Source organism: Kocuria sp. UBA5001 (assembly GCF_002398425.1).
GTDB lineage: Bacteria > Actinomycetota > Actinomycetes > Actinomycetales > Micrococcaceae > Kocuria > Kocuria salsicia.
This window is the reverse complement of sequence record NZ_DGYR01000021.1, coordinates 40,088-54,235: the sequence shown is the minus strand read 5'-3', so window position 1 is coordinate 54,235 and position 14,148 is coordinate 40,088. Positions and strand designations below refer to the sequence as shown.

General features: G+C 69.2%; 13 protein-coding genes. 3 read left to right on the top strand and 10 right to left on the bottom strand.

The window, feature by feature from the left end:
- Nucleotides 1-6: 6 nt before the first annotated feature.
- The gene (locus B3G12_RS11555) at nucleotides 7-3,219 is read right to left on the bottom strand and encodes an AAA family ATPase (RefSeq protein WP_290500454.1); all 3,213 of its coding nucleotides are present in this window, start codon (nucleotides 3,217-3,219) and stop codon (nucleotides 7-9) included.
- Nucleotides 3,216-4,457 (bottom strand): exonuclease SbcCD subunit D, encoded by a 1,242-nt coding sequence (locus B3G12_RS11550; RefSeq protein ID WP_290500453.1) that lies wholly within the window; start codon nucleotides 4,455-4,457, stop codon nucleotides 3,216-3,218. The genes B3G12_RS11555 and B3G12_RS11550 overlap by 4 nt, the downstream gene beginning before the upstream one ends.
- A gap of 560 nt (nucleotides 4,458-5,017) precedes the next feature.
- Between B3G12_RS11550 and B3G12_RS11545 the strand changes: the two genes are divergently transcribed.
- From B3G12_RS11545 to B3G12_RS11535, 3 genes are all read left to right on the top strand, one after another.
- Nucleotides 5,018-5,524, top strand: a complete 507-nt coding sequence (locus tag B3G12_RS11545; protein WP_290500451.1) for a DUF6318 family protein — start codon at nucleotides 5,018-5,020, stop codon at nucleotides 5,522-5,524.
- A gap of 350 nt (nucleotides 5,525-5,874) precedes the next feature.
- Nucleotides 5,875-6,654 carry a PKD domain-containing protein gene (locus B3G12_RS11540; RefSeq protein WP_290500450.1) on the top strand — a complete coding sequence of 260 codons (780 nt, stop codon included), beginning with the start codon at nucleotides 5,875-5,877 and terminating at the stop codon, nucleotides 6,652-6,654.
- Between the two features lie 84 nt (nucleotides 6,655-6,738).
- Nucleotides 6,739-8,040, top strand: coding sequence for an ADP-ribosylglycohydrolase family protein (locus B3G12_RS11535; protein ID WP_290500449.1), 1,302 nt, complete (start codon nucleotides 6,739-6,741; stop codon nucleotides 8,038-8,040).
- A gap of 156 nt (nucleotides 8,041-8,196) precedes the next feature.
- Here the strand turns inward: B3G12_RS11535 and B3G12_RS11530 are convergent, their stop codons facing one another.
- The 8 genes from B3G12_RS11530 to clpS form a co-directional block, all read right to left on the bottom strand.
- The gene (locus B3G12_RS11530) at nucleotides 8,197-8,778 is read right to left on the bottom strand and encodes a 3'-5' exonuclease (protein ID WP_290500448.1); all 582 of its coding nucleotides are present in this window, start codon (nucleotides 8,776-8,778) and stop codon (nucleotides 8,197-8,199) included.
- Between the two features lie 161 nt (nucleotides 8,779-8,939).
- Nucleotides 8,940-9,800: a phosphotransferase gene (locus B3G12_RS11525; RefSeq protein ID WP_290500446.1), complete on the bottom strand. Its 861-nt coding sequence runs from the start codon at nucleotides 9,798-9,800 to the stop codon at nucleotides 8,940-8,942.
- Nucleotides 9,801-9,803: 3 nt separating this feature from the next.
- Nucleotides 9,804-10,523 (bottom strand): RdgB/HAM1 family non-canonical purine NTP pyrophosphatase, encoded by a 720-nt coding sequence (gene rdgB, locus B3G12_RS11520; protein ID WP_414672755.1) that lies wholly within the window; start codon nucleotides 10,521-10,523, stop codon nucleotides 9,804-9,806.
- A complete protein-coding gene (rph, locus tag B3G12_RS11515) occupies nucleotides 10,504-11,313 on the bottom strand; it encodes a ribonuclease PH (RefSeq protein ID WP_144942494.1) in 810 nt (269 codons plus the stop codon). The genes rdgB and rph overlap by 20 nt, the downstream gene beginning before the upstream one ends.
- Before the next feature lie 10 nt (nucleotides 11,314-11,323).
- On the bottom strand, nucleotides 11,324-12,163 hold the full coding sequence (locus B3G12_RS11510) for an MBL fold metallo-hydrolase (RefSeq protein ID WP_290500441.1): 840 nt from the start codon (nucleotides 12,161-12,163) through the stop codon (nucleotides 11,324-11,326).
- 23 nt (nucleotides 12,164-12,186) lie between these two features.
- Nucleotides 12,187-13,080: a glutamate racemase gene (murI, locus tag B3G12_RS11505; RefSeq protein ID WP_144942492.1), complete on the bottom strand. Its 894-nt coding sequence runs from the start codon at nucleotides 13,078-13,080 to the stop codon at nucleotides 12,187-12,189.
- A 66-nt stretch (nucleotides 13,081-13,146) separates the two neighbouring features.
- Nucleotides 13,147-13,707, bottom strand: coding sequence for a DUF2017 domain-containing protein (locus B3G12_RS11500; RefSeq protein ID WP_290500440.1), 561 nt, complete (start codon nucleotides 13,705-13,707; stop codon nucleotides 13,147-13,149).
- Entirely contained in the window at nucleotides 13,707-14,075 is a 369-nt protein-coding gene (gene clpS / locus B3G12_RS11495) for an ATP-dependent Clp protease adapter ClpS (RefSeq protein ID WP_144942490.1), read from the bottom strand. Before clpS ends, B3G12_RS11500 begins: the two co-directional genes overlap by 1 nt.
- Nucleotides 14,076-14,148: the final 73 nt, after the last annotated feature.

The window sequence follows — 14,148 nt, the reverse complement described above, 5'->3', positions numbered from 1 at the left end:
CTCAGCCTACGTGAGCACCGCAGAGCCGGTCTCGACACGCAGGTGGGAACCCCGGGGAGTCTTGGTGACCACCAGCTGGGTCTCGATCCGCTGCTTCATCTCGCTCACGTGGGAGACCACCCCGATCACCCGCCCACCGCGGCGCAGCCCGTCCAGGGTTTCCAGGACCTGTTCAAGTGTCTGCTCGTCGAGGGAGCCGAAGCCTTCGTCCACGAACAGCGTGTCGATCTCCGTGCCCCCGGCATCGGCTCGCACGACGTCCGCGAGCGCCAGTGCAAGCGCCAGCGAGGTGAAGAACGACTCACCCCCGGAGAGGGTCTCGGTGCCGCGGCGTGCTCCGGTCCAGGCGTCCTCAATTTCCAGTCCAAGGCCGGACTTGCCACTGCCACGGGTCTGGTCGGTGTGCACCAGGGCGAACCGCCCGGACGACATCGTGGAGAGGTGCTCCGAGGCGACGGCCGCAACGTGTTCAAGCCTCGCGGCCAGAACGAAAGAGGTCAGTGTCATGCGCAGGGAGTTCTCCGAGGTGGTGGCGGTGGCTACGCCCGCGAGCCCGCTCAGGCGTTCCGCCCGGTCCCGGGCGGCCTGCAACGCCGTTTCACGGGCCGGTGCCTCGCGCGCGTGGGATCGCGCCTCAACCGTGAGGTCCTCGAGGCCTCCGAGCAGCCGGTTGAGTGCGTCCCTGTGGCGCGCGGCCTCCTCGCACTCGGCCTGAGCGCGTTCACGTGCCTCCGCCGAAACCTCGTGGCGCTGCTGCTCGGTGAGCCGAGCCGCGCGCTGCATGTCCTGGGTTGCGAGTTCCGCGTCCAGCGCCGCGACCTCGCTGGCGACGCGTTCGACCCAGTCGGTCACTTCGGTGGCCTCCTCCTCGTCCATGAGGGCCGCGTGGACGTCCACCTCCCTGCTGAAGGGGGACCGCGCGAGCGCACGGTCAAGGGCTTCCTCCGCCGTGCGTTTCTCGTGCCGGGCTGCGTCCCGCTCGTCCTGCGCGTCGGACCAGCGGGTGGTGAGCTGCACGAGCTCCTCAGCGGCCCGGACGCAGTCCTGGACGGTCGCGAAAGGCCCGATGGCACGGGCCACGCGCTCCCGTTCCGATGCGCAGCGACCACGTGCCGCCTCCACCCCCGTGCGCACACCCGCCATCTGTGTGGTGGTGTTCCGTTCCTCCGTCTCGAGACGGGTCACGGTGTCGTGCACGGTGGCGATTTCCTCCGTGCCGCGCTGCAGTTCCGCGAGGGCGGACTCGACGGCCTCCTCGGCGAGACGGGCCAGTCGAGCCCGCTCCACGACGTCTGCGAGGTCCTCACCGGCACCGCGCGCCAGGTGTTCCGCGCTCGTGCGCTGGGCCTGCTGCCAGCGGTGGTGGGCCGCATCGGCGGTGTTCTGCGCCGTCTCCCGATCCTCCCGGGCGCGCTGCAGCATCCCCGGGGTGACGTCCTGCTCCTCGTCCCCCGTGGCCGGGCACGGGTGCACCGTGGAACCGCACACGGGGCACGGATCCCCTTCGGAGAGTTCCCGGGCGAGGCTGGAGGCGGCACCGGCATATCGGAGGGTCTCCAGGGACTCCACCTGGCGGGCCGCTTCACGCCGGGCGGTCTCGGCGGACTCGAACTCTGCGGCCCGCGCGTTCTCCGTGTCACGGGCCCGGGCATAGTCGCGGCTGGCCTCGACCGCCTCGCGCGCCGCCCGGGCACGCTCCCTCACGAGGCCCTCGTCCTTGACCTGCAGTTCCAGCTCCTGGCGGGAGTCCTCCCACCGTGCGAGGTCCGCGTGCCGTGCGGTCAGCTCCGCTGCGATCTCCTCGGATCGCAGCTCAAGTGTGCGCAGACTCTCCTCGTCCCGCTGCAGCGCGGTCTCCTCCTCGGCCAGGAGGCGGGCGCGCTCCGCCGTTCCACGTGCCGCCTCACGAGCCGTCACGGCCGCGTCCCGCAGCTGCCGGGGCATCTCGGGGGTGCCCTCCAGCTCTCGGACCAGATCGGGCCGGTCGCGCAGGACATCCCGGAGCGAGCGCGCCGCCGCAGAGGTCTCCGTGAGCGCCGCCCGCACCGCCTCGACCGCGGAGGCAGAATCCGCCACGCGCCGTCGAGCCCGGATCGCCGATGCCAGGGGCTCCGCCAAGCCCTCGGCCGCCGTGTGCTCCTCGAGCCGACGTCTCGCGTCCCCGAGGCGCTGCGACTGCGCCCGCAGCTCGGCACGACGCACCGTAAGCCGGTCGAAACGGGCGAGGAGCCCGCTCAGCGCCTCCAGTTCCGTGATCCGCTGCTGAGAAGATGCGTGGCGATCGGCAGCTTCATCACGGGCCGCTACGGCTCCCGCGAGCGCCGATTCGCCGTCGGACACGAGGGCATGCCACCGCTCCGAGAGGCTAGCGGGTCCCTCCGGAGGAGAGGTTTCGCCGCCACTGACCTCGTCATCACCGCCGTCGTCCGGGGAATCCTCCTCGCTCGCACTGCGCACTCCGTCTGCTGAGTCAGCCGGTGACGGGACGGATCCCCTTGCGGGCAGACCGGTCCGCGGATCCTGCTCGTTGAGTCGGGACAGGCGCTCCCCCGCGCGGGAGAGCAGCTCCTCGGAGCGTTCCCACTCGAGCTGGGCCGAGGCCGCGTCGGTTTTGGCTGCGTCCGCCCGGGCCTTCAGCTCCTCCTGCACGTCCGCGTAGACGTCCGTGCCGAACAGTGTCTCCAGGAGTTCCTCCCGCTCCCGCGATCCGGCCTGGAGGAACTGGGCGAACTTTCCCTGGGGCAGCATCATCACCTGGGTGAACTGCTCCCGGTTGAGGCCCACGGCGTGGTGGATGGCCTGGCCCACGTCGTCCGGGCGGTGCCCCCGGTCAGCCCACTGCCCCTCCGTGTACTCGCGTAGCAGCACCGTGGCGTGCCGGTCGCGCCATCCGGAGGCCGCCCGCGTGGAGGGTTCTCGCCACGCCGGGGTCCGGGTGACGCACCACCGGCGACCGGACGCGGTGAACTCCACTTCCACGCGCGGAGCCGTGTGGGGCTCCGCGTGGTGGCTGTGCTGAACCTTGCGACCACCCTTGCCCACCGTGGTGGGCCCGGAACCGTAGAGGGCGAAGCAGACGGCATCCAGCACACTCGTCTTGCCTGCGCCGGTCTCGCCGTTGAGCAGGAAGACCCCGGCTTCGTTGAGGGCGTCGAAGTCCACGGTCTCGTGCTGCGGGAACGGCCCGAAGGCGGTGATCTCCAGACGGTGAAGTTTCACTGTTCCACTCCCCTGCTTTGCACGACGGAGACGACGTCCGAGATCTCCGCCGACTCCTGCGCAGTCAGTGCCCGCGAGCGGACGTGCTGATAGAACTGGGCACACAGTTCCTCTGTGGTCGTGGCCTCCGCAAGGCGTGCGCCGTAGTCGCGCTCGGTACTGGCCCGACCGCCGTCGGGCTCCCACCTCAGCTCCACTGTTCTCGGGAAGCGCGTGCGCACCCGCTCCATGGCGGATGCTGGGCGTTCCACGTCCGTGAGGACCACCTGGCACCAGGCATCTTCGGAGGGCGCCAGCGCGTGGTCCGAGAGCAGGGACTCCAGGGAGCCCCTCAGCCGTGCCAGCCGCAGGCCAGCCCGGTGGTCGAGGGGCACGACGTCGTCCACGCCATTTCCGCCGACCGTCACCAGCCACGCGCCCTTGGCGTGGGTGGCTTCCGAGAAGGAGTAGGCCACGGGTGAGCCGCTGTAGCGAACCGTCTCCGTGATGCGCTGGCGTCGGTGGATGTGGCCCAGTGCCGCGTAGTCGTGCGCCGCGAAGACCTGGGTGGAGACCGTCCCCAGTCCGCCGGAGTCCACCACGCGCTCGGAATCGCTGGCCTCGGACCCCGTGACGAAGGCGTGCGCCATGACCACGGATGCGGGTGAACCTCGTGAGGCCCGGTCCTCGTCCACACGGTGCATGACCGCACCCAGCACCGCCTGGTGGGTGGGTGTGCAGTCGAGCAGCGGCGCGGTGGCCCGCGGATCCAGGTAGGGAATGCCGTAGACCGCGAGGACTGCGGCGTCATCACCCGTGGACGGAAGCTGCGCAGCCGTTCGCCCGCCGGTCCCCTGGCCGGCCATCTCCACCCGGGTGGCCGTGATTCCTCCGGAGGACGACTCCGAGAACAGAACCGGCCGAGCGGATCCCTCCAGGGTGGTCAGGAGGAAGACCCCGCCGTGGGCCATGATGCGGGAGCCGAAGCCCAGGCGTGCCGGGGAGTCGTGGTTGCCACTCGTCAGCACTACGTACGCACCCGCCTCCCGGATCTGCGCGAGGGTCGTGTTCAGCAGCTCCACCACCTCGGTCCGGGGTTGGGCCCGGTCGTAGACGTCGCCGGCTACCAGGACCACGTCCACTCCGTACCGGCGGACCCAGTCGACGATCTCGCCCATGGCACGCGCCTGGACATCCAGGATGTCGACGCCGTGGAAGGTCCGCCCCAGGTGCCAGTCGGAGGTGTGAAGGATCAGCATGGGCTCAATGTAAGACGGAGCACAGACACGCATATGGGATCCCGCGCCGTGTGGAGGGATGCTGTCCCGATGCCCGTGGACGGGTGGTGCAGGCTCTCACCGTGAACACGCGGAATTGTTTCAGCGGATTCGGGATTCCTGCCCGGCCCTGACCTGCGGTCATGCATGCGCATATTTCCTACTGTCCACAGTTCGTCCGCAGGCGTGGCTTGCGTCGCGAAGCACCCCCTATGCTCTGGGAGATGTTCGACACGTCACACCCGATGTTTCGAGACTAGGGGGAAATCATGGGCATCCACGATGTCGCAGCGAGGAGCCGCCGTGCAACGGGGGTCTCCGCCGCGGTCCTGGCGGCGGTGCTGCTCACGGGGTGCACGGGTGGTGGCAACGTCCCCGAGGAGACAGCCACGGCGTCGTCCAACTCGTTGTCACCCTCCCACGCCAGTGCATCGGCTGAGTCCACCGCCAACACCGGGTCCGATGACACCAGCACGACGACGCCCGCACCGTCCGGGTCGGAGAACCCCCTGCCCGACGACTGGCGTCCCCAGGAGCCCACCGTGCTCGCCACGGGCCAAAAGATTCCCAATGACTACGAACCCGCCACCCTCGCGCACCCAGCGAGAAACGTACCCAAGCCCGTCATGCCCGACGAGGCGAAGCAGGAGACGGAGGCTGGCGCACAGGCGTTCCTGAACTACCGAGCCGATGCTCAGTGGTATGCCATGCAGACAGGCGACACAACAGTGGTACGAGAGGTCACGGCGATAGAATGCGAAAATTGCATAAAGCAATTTGATGACATTGATTCACTCTACAGTGAAGGTGGGTGGGCAATGGGTGGCTGGGAAAAACTTACTTTACCCGATGGCAGTTTCACGAAGAGGGCTGACGGTGGCTACAACCTCCCGGTTTCGATAGATAGCAGGGGGTTCAAGACAATCGAAAAACACGAAGCAAGGGTTCTTCAGGAGCCATTCGCCGGAACCGGCATCCTTGACGTTTACATCGACTACCGTCAGGGACAATGGAACTACTTGACCGCATCGCCCAGGGGATCCCTGTGAAACTCGGCACCCGTGCGCCCACTTTCCGGAATGGACTATTTATAATATTTGCAATTATTTTTATGTTAATTACAACTATCCCCGCAGGGGTGGCAGTTGCAGCTGAAGGGGATGGCGGAAGGTTTTCAAAGGGCGGCCTGTCCTTGGGTGACTTTGGGGGCGCGGAGCGTTCCGCACGAGCCAGCGGCTCCACGATCGATCTTCAACTGCGGGTCAGCCATGATTCCATATCTTTCAGTGAGCCATGGGCAATCTCGGATAACGAATTGAGTAACGCGGGGACCGTCGAAGGAGCAGCCTGGGACCCCGACAGTGATCCAGCATTCCAAAAGGCCCTGCGCGACCGTTTGATGTCCAACGACGACTCCATCTTTTTCAACTCCCAGCTCATGGACACCGCCAAGAACCGGACAACCTTTGGTCTCCAGGATCCCTGCATCGACGACAAGGGCTCCGCGCTCACTCGCTGCCGGGCATCGCAGGAGTGCACCGACGATTCTGGAACCAAGGGCGTGAATATGGACGTCGTGGTGGGCGGCGCCGGAGACGGCCAGCGTTCTGCTCGCGGAACACAGATGTGCGTGGCCCAAGGACAGGCTGAGGGTGCAGACGATGAAGGCTACGTTCCCCTGCCGGTCTTCACGCTCCAGGATTTCCAGCAACTCGCGGTGGCGCCGGCTGAGAACCACGCCCAACCGGCCCCGGACACCCTCAAGAACATGAACACGAACGTCTACGCGGTGGCCCAGCCCCAGACCTTTGAGACCACCCTGGGCGGCTATCCCGTGTCGGTCCGTGCCTATCCCGTGCAGTACACCTGGAACTACGGGGACGGCAGCACGCTTGGACCCACTCCCCTCACGGGCGCCCCGCTGACAGACGGGGAATGGGACGTCCCCACCGACACGTCCCACGTTTACACGGCCACCGGCGACTACAGCCTGACGCTCACCACCTCGTTCTACGGGGAGTACAACATCGCGGGCACCGGGTGGCAGCCGGTCAACGGCTACAACCAGGTCATGTCCCCGCCCGTCGCGCTCACCGTGTGGCGGGCCACGGTGCACAACGTCGCCGACGACTGCCTGGTCAACCCCACGGGACTGGGCTGTCCGGGTGGTCACCGCTGACGCGCACTCGGCGCCCGAGGGAGCCAGAGAGCCAGGACGGAATCGAGCCGCGCCGTGGAGTCACACCTTTCATAGACTGGAACCATGACGTCACCCGGGACCCCTGAACTGCTGGACCGAGACCACGGCCTGGATCCGTCGTCGTCGGACTATCCGAACGCGGTGCGCAGCGTCCTCCTGGCACCGTGGGCCGCAAGGGGCCCGGCCGCTGGGAACGAGGCCGTCCAGCTCTCAGCACGCAGTGTGGGCGCGCTCAACGAGGTCGCGCGTTGGGCCAACGACGGCCAGTCCGCTGACCCCACTGCCTGCGCCTGGCTGGCCTATCTCCGATGGGCCGTCGCCAACGGGGCCCAGCTCCCGTCCGACGCCCCCAGACCGCCCACTGACATCCTGGACCGTGACTTTCCGGCGCTCTCCGCCGCTGGGCCGCACGAGGGGGACAGTTTCACCGCCCTCGCCACCGGTCGCCTCGGAGAGGTCGTGAGGCCGGTCCTGCCGGACGCACAGAGCCCCGAGGTGCTGGCGCGCACTGCGCCGTACGGCCTGATTCCGAACGTGGGATGGAAGTCGCTCATTGTGCTGGCGCTCGACTCGGCGGCGATCACCCACGGCAGCCCGGAGGCACAGACCGCGGCGACAGCCCTGGTTCTCACGGTCCACGCGGCCATTCGAGCCCGCAGTTCAGACGCCTCCCTGGCAGAGGTTCTCGCAGAGACGGCCCGGGTCTCCTCCGCGATCACGAGGGCCGCCCCGCGCACACGTGACCTGCTCGCAACCCTGGCCGATGCGGACGCGCGCGCTGCACTCTGGACCGGTGCTCCCGAGACCCTCACGGGGCGGCTGGGCACGGGTGACACGGCCACCCAGGCGCTAGCTCTCGGCCTCGCGGCGTTGCTCGCGGTCGAGGACGCAGCAAGTCGCGAGTTCCTCGCGAGTGGAGACTCCGCGCGTGGGGGCCATGCCGGTAGCCGTGTGTCGGGGGGCCGCGCTTGGCCCAGCTCGGGAGATGACGTCGCTCGGAACGCCTGCGCCCTGCTCACGGATCGCGGTGTGACGAGTTGCGCGGCGCGGCAGGTGGTTGTCGTGGTCGCGGCCGCCCGCTGGGGACTCGCAGCCGCGCGGGTGGAGGCAGAGGATGCGCCCCGGGCTGGGGATCAGCAGGCTGCGGAACCCATGACGTCTGACGGCACCGACTCCCCCGGCGATGCTCCCATCTTGGGGGCCCCGACGGGATCACACCGCGGCAGCACCGAGAACACTGGCAACACCGAGAGGGCCGGGATCACCGAAAGCGCCGAGGACACCGAGTCGCGGGATGCCGTAGACCCGGTGCGCACCGAACTCCTCCGCCTCGCGGAGCACTGGACCTCCCTGTGGCGGCCCTGACCGAGCGCTCCTAGCCTGCGGATGAGACTCACGCCCTGGCCGGCTTCCCGAGGCCGCAGGCGAGTGGCAAGTGGCAACACTGACCGGTATTCCCCGAGGCCGCGGGCACGTGACAACCCGGCTCGGCCCCGCACCGCCCGACCGGGCACGAACCCCTCAGAGCTCTGCGCGCTGCATCTTCACCCCGTAGTGCGCCGCGAGCTCGGCCATGCTGTCCGCCCCACTGCGCCGCGCCAGGTCCAGCACGATTCCCGCGCAGGCCAGCGCGTCGCTGAGGGCGTTGTGGTGCTCCTGCACCTCGGCCCCCGCGGCGCGGGATGCCGAGGGCAGAGCGTAGGAGCGCAGGGTGTACGCCGCGCGGGAGAGACGCAGGGTGCACGCGTAGTCCCAGGGTCGGGCCGTCCCACCGCAGGCGCTGTTGGCGGCCTTGACGACCCCCGTGTCGAAGACCGCATTGTGCGCCACAAGCACCGCGTCCGGGTCCTGCGGGGTGATCGCGCGGCACACCCAGCCCCAGGCCGCCTCGAAGCTCGGGGCGTTCTGGATGTCCGCGGGTCGGATGCCGTGGATTCGGATATTTCCCGGTTCGAAGGCGTCGTGGCCCGGAGGTGGCCGGAGCAGCGAGTAGCGCGTGTCGACCACCTGCCCGTCCTGGACCCGCACCACACCAAGGGCGCATGCGGAGGCCAAGCTGCGGTTGGCGGTCTCGAAGTCGATGGCGGTGAAACTGACGGGCACGCTCCGAGCCTAGGCAACGACTCCGACACCCAGACACGCCAGGCCACGCGCGGTCTGCCCGAGACGCGTCTGGTCAAGACCGATCTGGCAGAGAGCGATCCGGCAGAAACCGACCCGGCCGCGAGTGGTCTGCCCGAAGGCGGCCGGCCCCGCCACGACCTTCAGGCGGCCGCGGCCGCCCGCGTCTCGTACCACGCGTCCGCCTTCTCCACGGCCTGCCGGACCTGTGCGGCGTCCAACTCGTGGTGCAGTGCGTAGGCAATGGCCTGCACGGGGAAGATCCTGGCGTGCAGCTTCGCGCGCTCGTAGCTCTCGGGATCGGTGGCATCACGCACGCTCGACCACCCGAACCACAGTCCGAGCGAGGCAACCTCGTAGGCGGGGTCGCTCATGCAGGCATGGTCCCAGTCAATGACACCCACCAGGTGCTCACCGTCCCACAGCATGTTGGAGCCCATGAGGTCCCCGTGGACCAGCTGGGGAGTCACGTTCTCCAGCGCCACGAGGTCCTCGATCGCGCTCATGGCCCGGTCCCTGTTGCGCGGCAGCAGCAGGGGCAGCACCTGGTCGAGGAGAACGTGCCGGCGGCGGTGTCCGCCCCAGTGCTGGCCCGGGCGGTCCAGCCACGGCTCGGCGTCACGGGCGTCCGCGTGCCGGATCTGCTCCAGCGCCCGGCGAAGTTCCCGGGGATCGGCCGATCCCGGCGCGCGCGGGGCCCCCGGCAACCAGGTCATCCCCACGGCCGTGTAGCGCCCGTCCTGCAGCACCGGGGTCAGCGGCCGGGGAATTGCAAAGTCGAAGTCGGGCAGCCGCGTGAGGGCTTCGGTCCGCCGCCGGACGTTCTCTCCGGACGTGGGGTTCTTGGCGATCCGCACGCTCATGAGGTGCCCGGCGTTGACCACGATGTGCGCCGATCCACCGGCGTGCAGCTCCCACTCGGAGCGGTCCACGCTCACGCCCGCCTCTGCGAGGACCGCCTCGACGGCTCCGGCAAAGGGGAGGTGTCCGCACGCGAAGGTCATGTGTCAGCCCTCGGGCTCCGTGGCGGGAAAGGAGGTGGCCTCGGTCGCCACGACGTCGCTCCTGCTGTCCGCTCCCGGGGCGGCGCCGCAGTCCCGCTGGAGCAGGTCCAGCAGGATGGGAAGGGCCTCGGCCATGGCACGCGCACGGTGGCTGATCCGGTTCTTGTGCTCGAGGCTCAGCTCCGCGCAGCTGCGTCCGCCCTCCCCCTCAGGGGCCAGAACGGGATCGTAGCCGAAGCCGTTCGACCCGGCGGGTGCGGTCAGGATGGTCCCGGGCAGCTCGCCGTGAACCACGTGCTCCTCGCCTCTCGGGCCCACCACGGCCACGGCGCACACAAACTTCGCACGGCGATGCTCGGGCGCGATGTCCGAGAGCTGGGCGAGCAGCAGGTCGAGGTTGGAGGCGTCGTCGCCGTGCGTCCCGGACCAGCGCGCGGAGAAGATTCCAGGCGCCCCACCCATCACGTCCACGGCAAGACCGGAGTCGTCCGCCAGCGCGATCAGACCGGACCCGGCGGCCGCGGCGCGCGCCTTGAGCAGGGCGTTCTCCCGGAAGGTCACGCCGGTCTCAACGACGTCGCCCAGTCCGGCCGCTGCGGCGTCCACCACGGTGCCGGAGAACCCCGCCGTCTCGAGCATGCTCTGCAGCTCGCGGACCTTGCCCTGGTTGTGGGTTGCCAGCACGATGCGGGCACCGTGCGGGTCAGCGGTCACGGGTGCCATCCAGCGTGCTGTGCTGGATCTGCGCCAGCTGTGCGCACCCTGCCACCGCGAGGTCGAGCAGGGAGTCGAGCTCGTCCCGCCGGAAGGGCGCACCCTCGGCAGTGCCCTGGACCTCCACGAAGTCTCCGGAGCCGGTGACGACCACGTTCATGTCGGTCTCCGCACGCACGTCCTCCACGTAAGGCAGGTCCAGCATAGCCACGCCGTCGATGATGCCCACGGACACGGCGGCCACGGAGTCGGTCAGGGGCTGGGCGCCGGCTTTGAGGATGCCGTTCTCGCGGGCCCAGGCGAGGGCGTCCGCGAGTGCAACGTACGCACCGGTGATGGACGCTGTGCGGGTGCCACCGTCCGCCTGCAGGACGTCGCAGTCGAGCACCACGGTGTTCTCACCGAGGGCCTCGAGGTCGATGATGGAGCGCAGCGAGCGGCCGATCAGCCGGGAGATCTCGTGGGTGCGCCCGCCGATCTTGCCCTTCACGGACTCGCGGGCCGAGCGGGTGGAGGTGGCGCGCGGGAGCATCGCGTACTCGGCGGTGACCCAGCCGCGCCCCTGCCCCTTGAGCCAGCGGGGCACGCCCTCCGTGAGCGAGGCCGTGCACAGCACCTTGGTGCCGCCGAACTCGATGAGCGCGGAGCCCTCTGCCTGCTCGGACCACCCGCGGGTGACGGTGATGGGTCGCAGCTCCGCGACTCCGCGGCCGTCCGAGCGAACAAGCTGCTCAGCGGACGAGTCGCTCTGACCCTCGGCGGTGGTGGTGGACGTGGCCGGATCGGAAGGCGAGGTCATGCGCCTCAGCCTAGTCGTCGGCTCCGGCCGGTGCCAACGCGTCGACCGAACGTTCGGTGGGGCGGGCGACGTCGTAGCGCCTGTTCACACGCGTCACCTCCACCGAGCCGTCGTACACCGCGGCTGCCTCGGCCTCGACGGTTTCCGGGGAGTTCCAGACGGGCAGGTGGGTGAGCAGCAGCCGCCGCGCTCCCGCGGCCACGGCCGTCTCTCCCGCGCGCCGGCCGGTGAGGTGGATGCCGCGCAACCCGTCCTCACGCCCCTCCTGGTAGGCCGCCTCGCACAGGAACAGGTCCGCGTCCCGTGCCGCCTCCACGAGCTCGTCGCACGCGTCCGTGTCCCCCGAGTAGGTCAGCACCTCGGTCCCGAAGGGCCCCCGGTACTCCACGCGCAGGGCGTACGGCTCGGGGCACGGGTGGTTCACCGGGAACGGGGTCACGGTGAACGGTCCCACCGTCACGGCGCACAGGGGCTGCCACACGTGGAACTCGAACTCCGTGTCCATCGAGTGCTCCGGAGGCAGCAGGTGCAGCTGGTTGAGGTAGGTCGGCAGCTGCGACGGGCCGAACAGCGGGATGCTCCCGGCCGTCCAGCTGCGGGGATCCCATTTGATCGCCACGTGCAGTCCTCCCACGTCCACGCAGTGGTCCGGGTGCAGGTGGGACAGCATGATGGCGTCGATGGTATCGAGCTGGATGTGGCGCTGCAGGGCGCCCAGTGTCCCGTTGCCCATGTCGAGCACGATCCGCCACGTCCGGCCGTCCGCGTCCTCGCCGCTGAGCAGGTAGCAGGAGGCAGGCGCGTCGGGACCGGGGAAGCTGCCGGTGTTGCCGACCACGGTGAGCAGCATGTGTTGACCTTTCTGCCGCCGGCTCAGCGCTGAGCCGGGTGGATCGTGGCGAGCGAGCCAGTGGGGTACTGCTCCGCCACGGAGGCGGTGTGGCGCACCCGGACCACCTCGGGACCGAGGAAGCGCTGCGCGAGCGTCTCGAAGCCCACGGGGTCCCCCGTGGCGAGGAACTCGTGGTGGGGAGCAAGGTCGGGATCGCGTTCGAGGCCGTGGTCCATGAGCGAGCGGTAGACGTCCCGCGCGGTCTCCTCCGCGGAGGAGACCAGGTTGACACTCTCCCCCATGACGTAGGAGATCACCGCGGTGAGCAGCGGGTAGTGCGTGCAGCCGAGCACCAGCGTGTCCACCTGGGCGTCCTTGAGCGGCTGCAGGTACTCCTGGGCGGTGCGCAGCAGCTGCGGGCCCGTGGTGACGCCGCGCTCCACGTACTCCACGAACTCGGGGCACGCCACGGAGGTGATCTCCAGCTGGGGTGCGGCGGCAAAGGTGTCGTCGTAGGCGCGCGAGCCGATGGTCGCCTCGGTGCCGATCACGCCCACCCGGCCCGTGCGCGTGGTGGCCACGGCTCGACGCACGGCCGGTTGGATCACCTCGGTGACCGGGATGTCGTAACCGCGCGTGTAGCGCTCGCGGGCGTCCCTCAGCACGGCGGCGGAGGCTGTGTTGCACGCGATCACGAGCAGCTTGACGCCTGAGTCCACGAGGTCGTCCATGATGCGCAGGGCGTTGGAGCGGACCTCCGCGATGGGCAGGGGGCCGTAGGGCCCGTGAGCCGTGTCGCCCACGTAGAGGATCTCCTCGTGGGGCAGCTGGTCGATGATCGAGCGGGCCACCGTGAGCCCGCCCACACCGGAGTCGAAGACGCCGATGGGCGAGTTGGGGTTTGGTCCTGGTCGACGTCCGTGCTCAGCCTGCATACCGGAAAACTGTAGTGCTTTTCGGGGAGCACCTCCCACATGAGTCACCCGGTAACAGGGCCGGGGCTACCGGGACGGCAGCGTCTTCAGCAGCGCCGTCATGAGAGTCTCCTGAAGCCAGGAGACAAAGTTGTAGACCACCGCCATGTAGTCCTCCACAGTCTCCGTGCGGCTGAAGTCCGTGAGCTCTCCCACTCGTTCGGCATCCTCTGGCGATTCGATGCCCAGCCGGGCGGCGAGCACCACGCGGACGTCGTTGAGGGCGCGGGCGAAGTCCTGCGCCTGCTCGGGGGTGAGCAGCACCGGATCGGACTCGAGCGCGAGCGAGGACGCCCGCAGCGCGGCGGTCTTGCCCTCGCGCAGGGTGCGGTCAGTGAGACGCCGGAACTCCGCAGCCTGCTCCGGGTCCGACGACGCGGCGGGCAGCAGCCGACGCACCGCGGGGTCCTCGGGCTCCGGGACCTCCTCGTCCCACCCCACGAGTGACTCGAGCGGGTCCGCGTCCTCGCGGGGCTCGGGCTCCAGGGTGGTGGCGACGTCGGAGAACAGCTTCTGCAGCAGCCGTACCTCCGGACGCTCGAAACGAGCCGTGATGCCCTTGCGCGTGCGTTTGAACCCGTGTGCCATCAGTTCTCCCCGGCCTTCTCGTAGGTCGCCCACAGGCCGTAGCCGTGCAGTGCACTCACGTGCGCCTCGGCCTCCTCGAGCGAGCCCGTGAACACGATGGATCTCCCCTGGTGGTGGACCTCCAGCATGAGCGTGCGGGCCTTGGCGTCCGGGTAGCCGAAGTGGGCCCTGAACACGTAGACCACGTAGCTCATGAGGTTGACGGGGTCGTCCCAGACCACCACGTTCCACGGGACGTTCACGGCCGTGGCGGCCTGCTCGTCCCGTGAGACCGTCGGGGACTCCGCGGGTGCGGCGCTCATGAGGACCGCGGGAACCGCGCTGGTGCTGGGGGCCGGGGTGTGGGCCGCCGTGTAGGAACCGGACATTGTCCTCATGGTAGTCGCGCGTTCCCGTATCCGCAGGCGGGATGTGCTCGTCGAGCGCGCGCACTAGGCTGGC

What these genes read in the sequence shown, in the direction of transcription:
- B3G12_RS11550 (WP_290500453.1), bottom strand. Translation starts at nt 4,457, where the DNA reads ATGCTGATCCTTCACACCTCCGACTGGCACCTGGGGCGGACCTTCCAC.
- B3G12_RS11540 (WP_290500450.1), top strand. Translation starts at nt 5,875, where the DNA reads ATGTCCAACGACGACTCCATCTTTTTCAACTCCCAGCTCATGGACACC.
- B3G12_RS11535 (WP_290500449.1), top strand. Translation starts at nt 6,739, where the DNA reads ATGACGTCACCCGGGACCCCTGAACTGCTGGACCGAGACCACGGCCTG.
- B3G12_RS11525 (WP_290500446.1), bottom strand. Translation starts at nt 9,800, where the DNA reads ATGACCTTCGCGTGCGGACACCTCCCCTTTGCCGGAGCCGTCGAGGCG.
- rdgB (WP_414672755.1), bottom strand. Translation starts at nt 10,523, where the DNA reads ATGGCACCCGTGACCGCTGACCCGCACGGTGCCCGCATCGTGCTGGCA.
- rph (WP_144942494.1), bottom strand. Translation starts at nt 11,313, where the DNA reads ATGACCTCGCCTTCCGATCCGGCCACGTCCACCACCACCGCCGAGGGT.
- B3G12_RS11510 (WP_290500441.1), bottom strand. Translation starts at nt 12,163, where the DNA reads ATGCTGCTCACCGTGGTCGGCAACACCGGCAGCTTCCCCGGTCCCGAC.
- murI (WP_144942492.1), bottom strand. Translation starts at nt 13,080, where the DNA reads ATGCAGGCTGAGCACGGACGTCGACCAGGACCAAACCCCAACTCGCCC.
- B3G12_RS11500 (WP_290500440.1), bottom strand. Translation starts at nt 13,707, where the DNA reads ATGGCACACGGGTTCAAACGCACGCGCAAGGGCATCACGGCTCGTTTC.
- clpS (WP_144942490.1), bottom strand. Translation starts at nt 14,075, where the DNA reads ATGTCCGGTTCCTACACGGCGGCCCACACCCCGGCCCCCAGCACCAGC.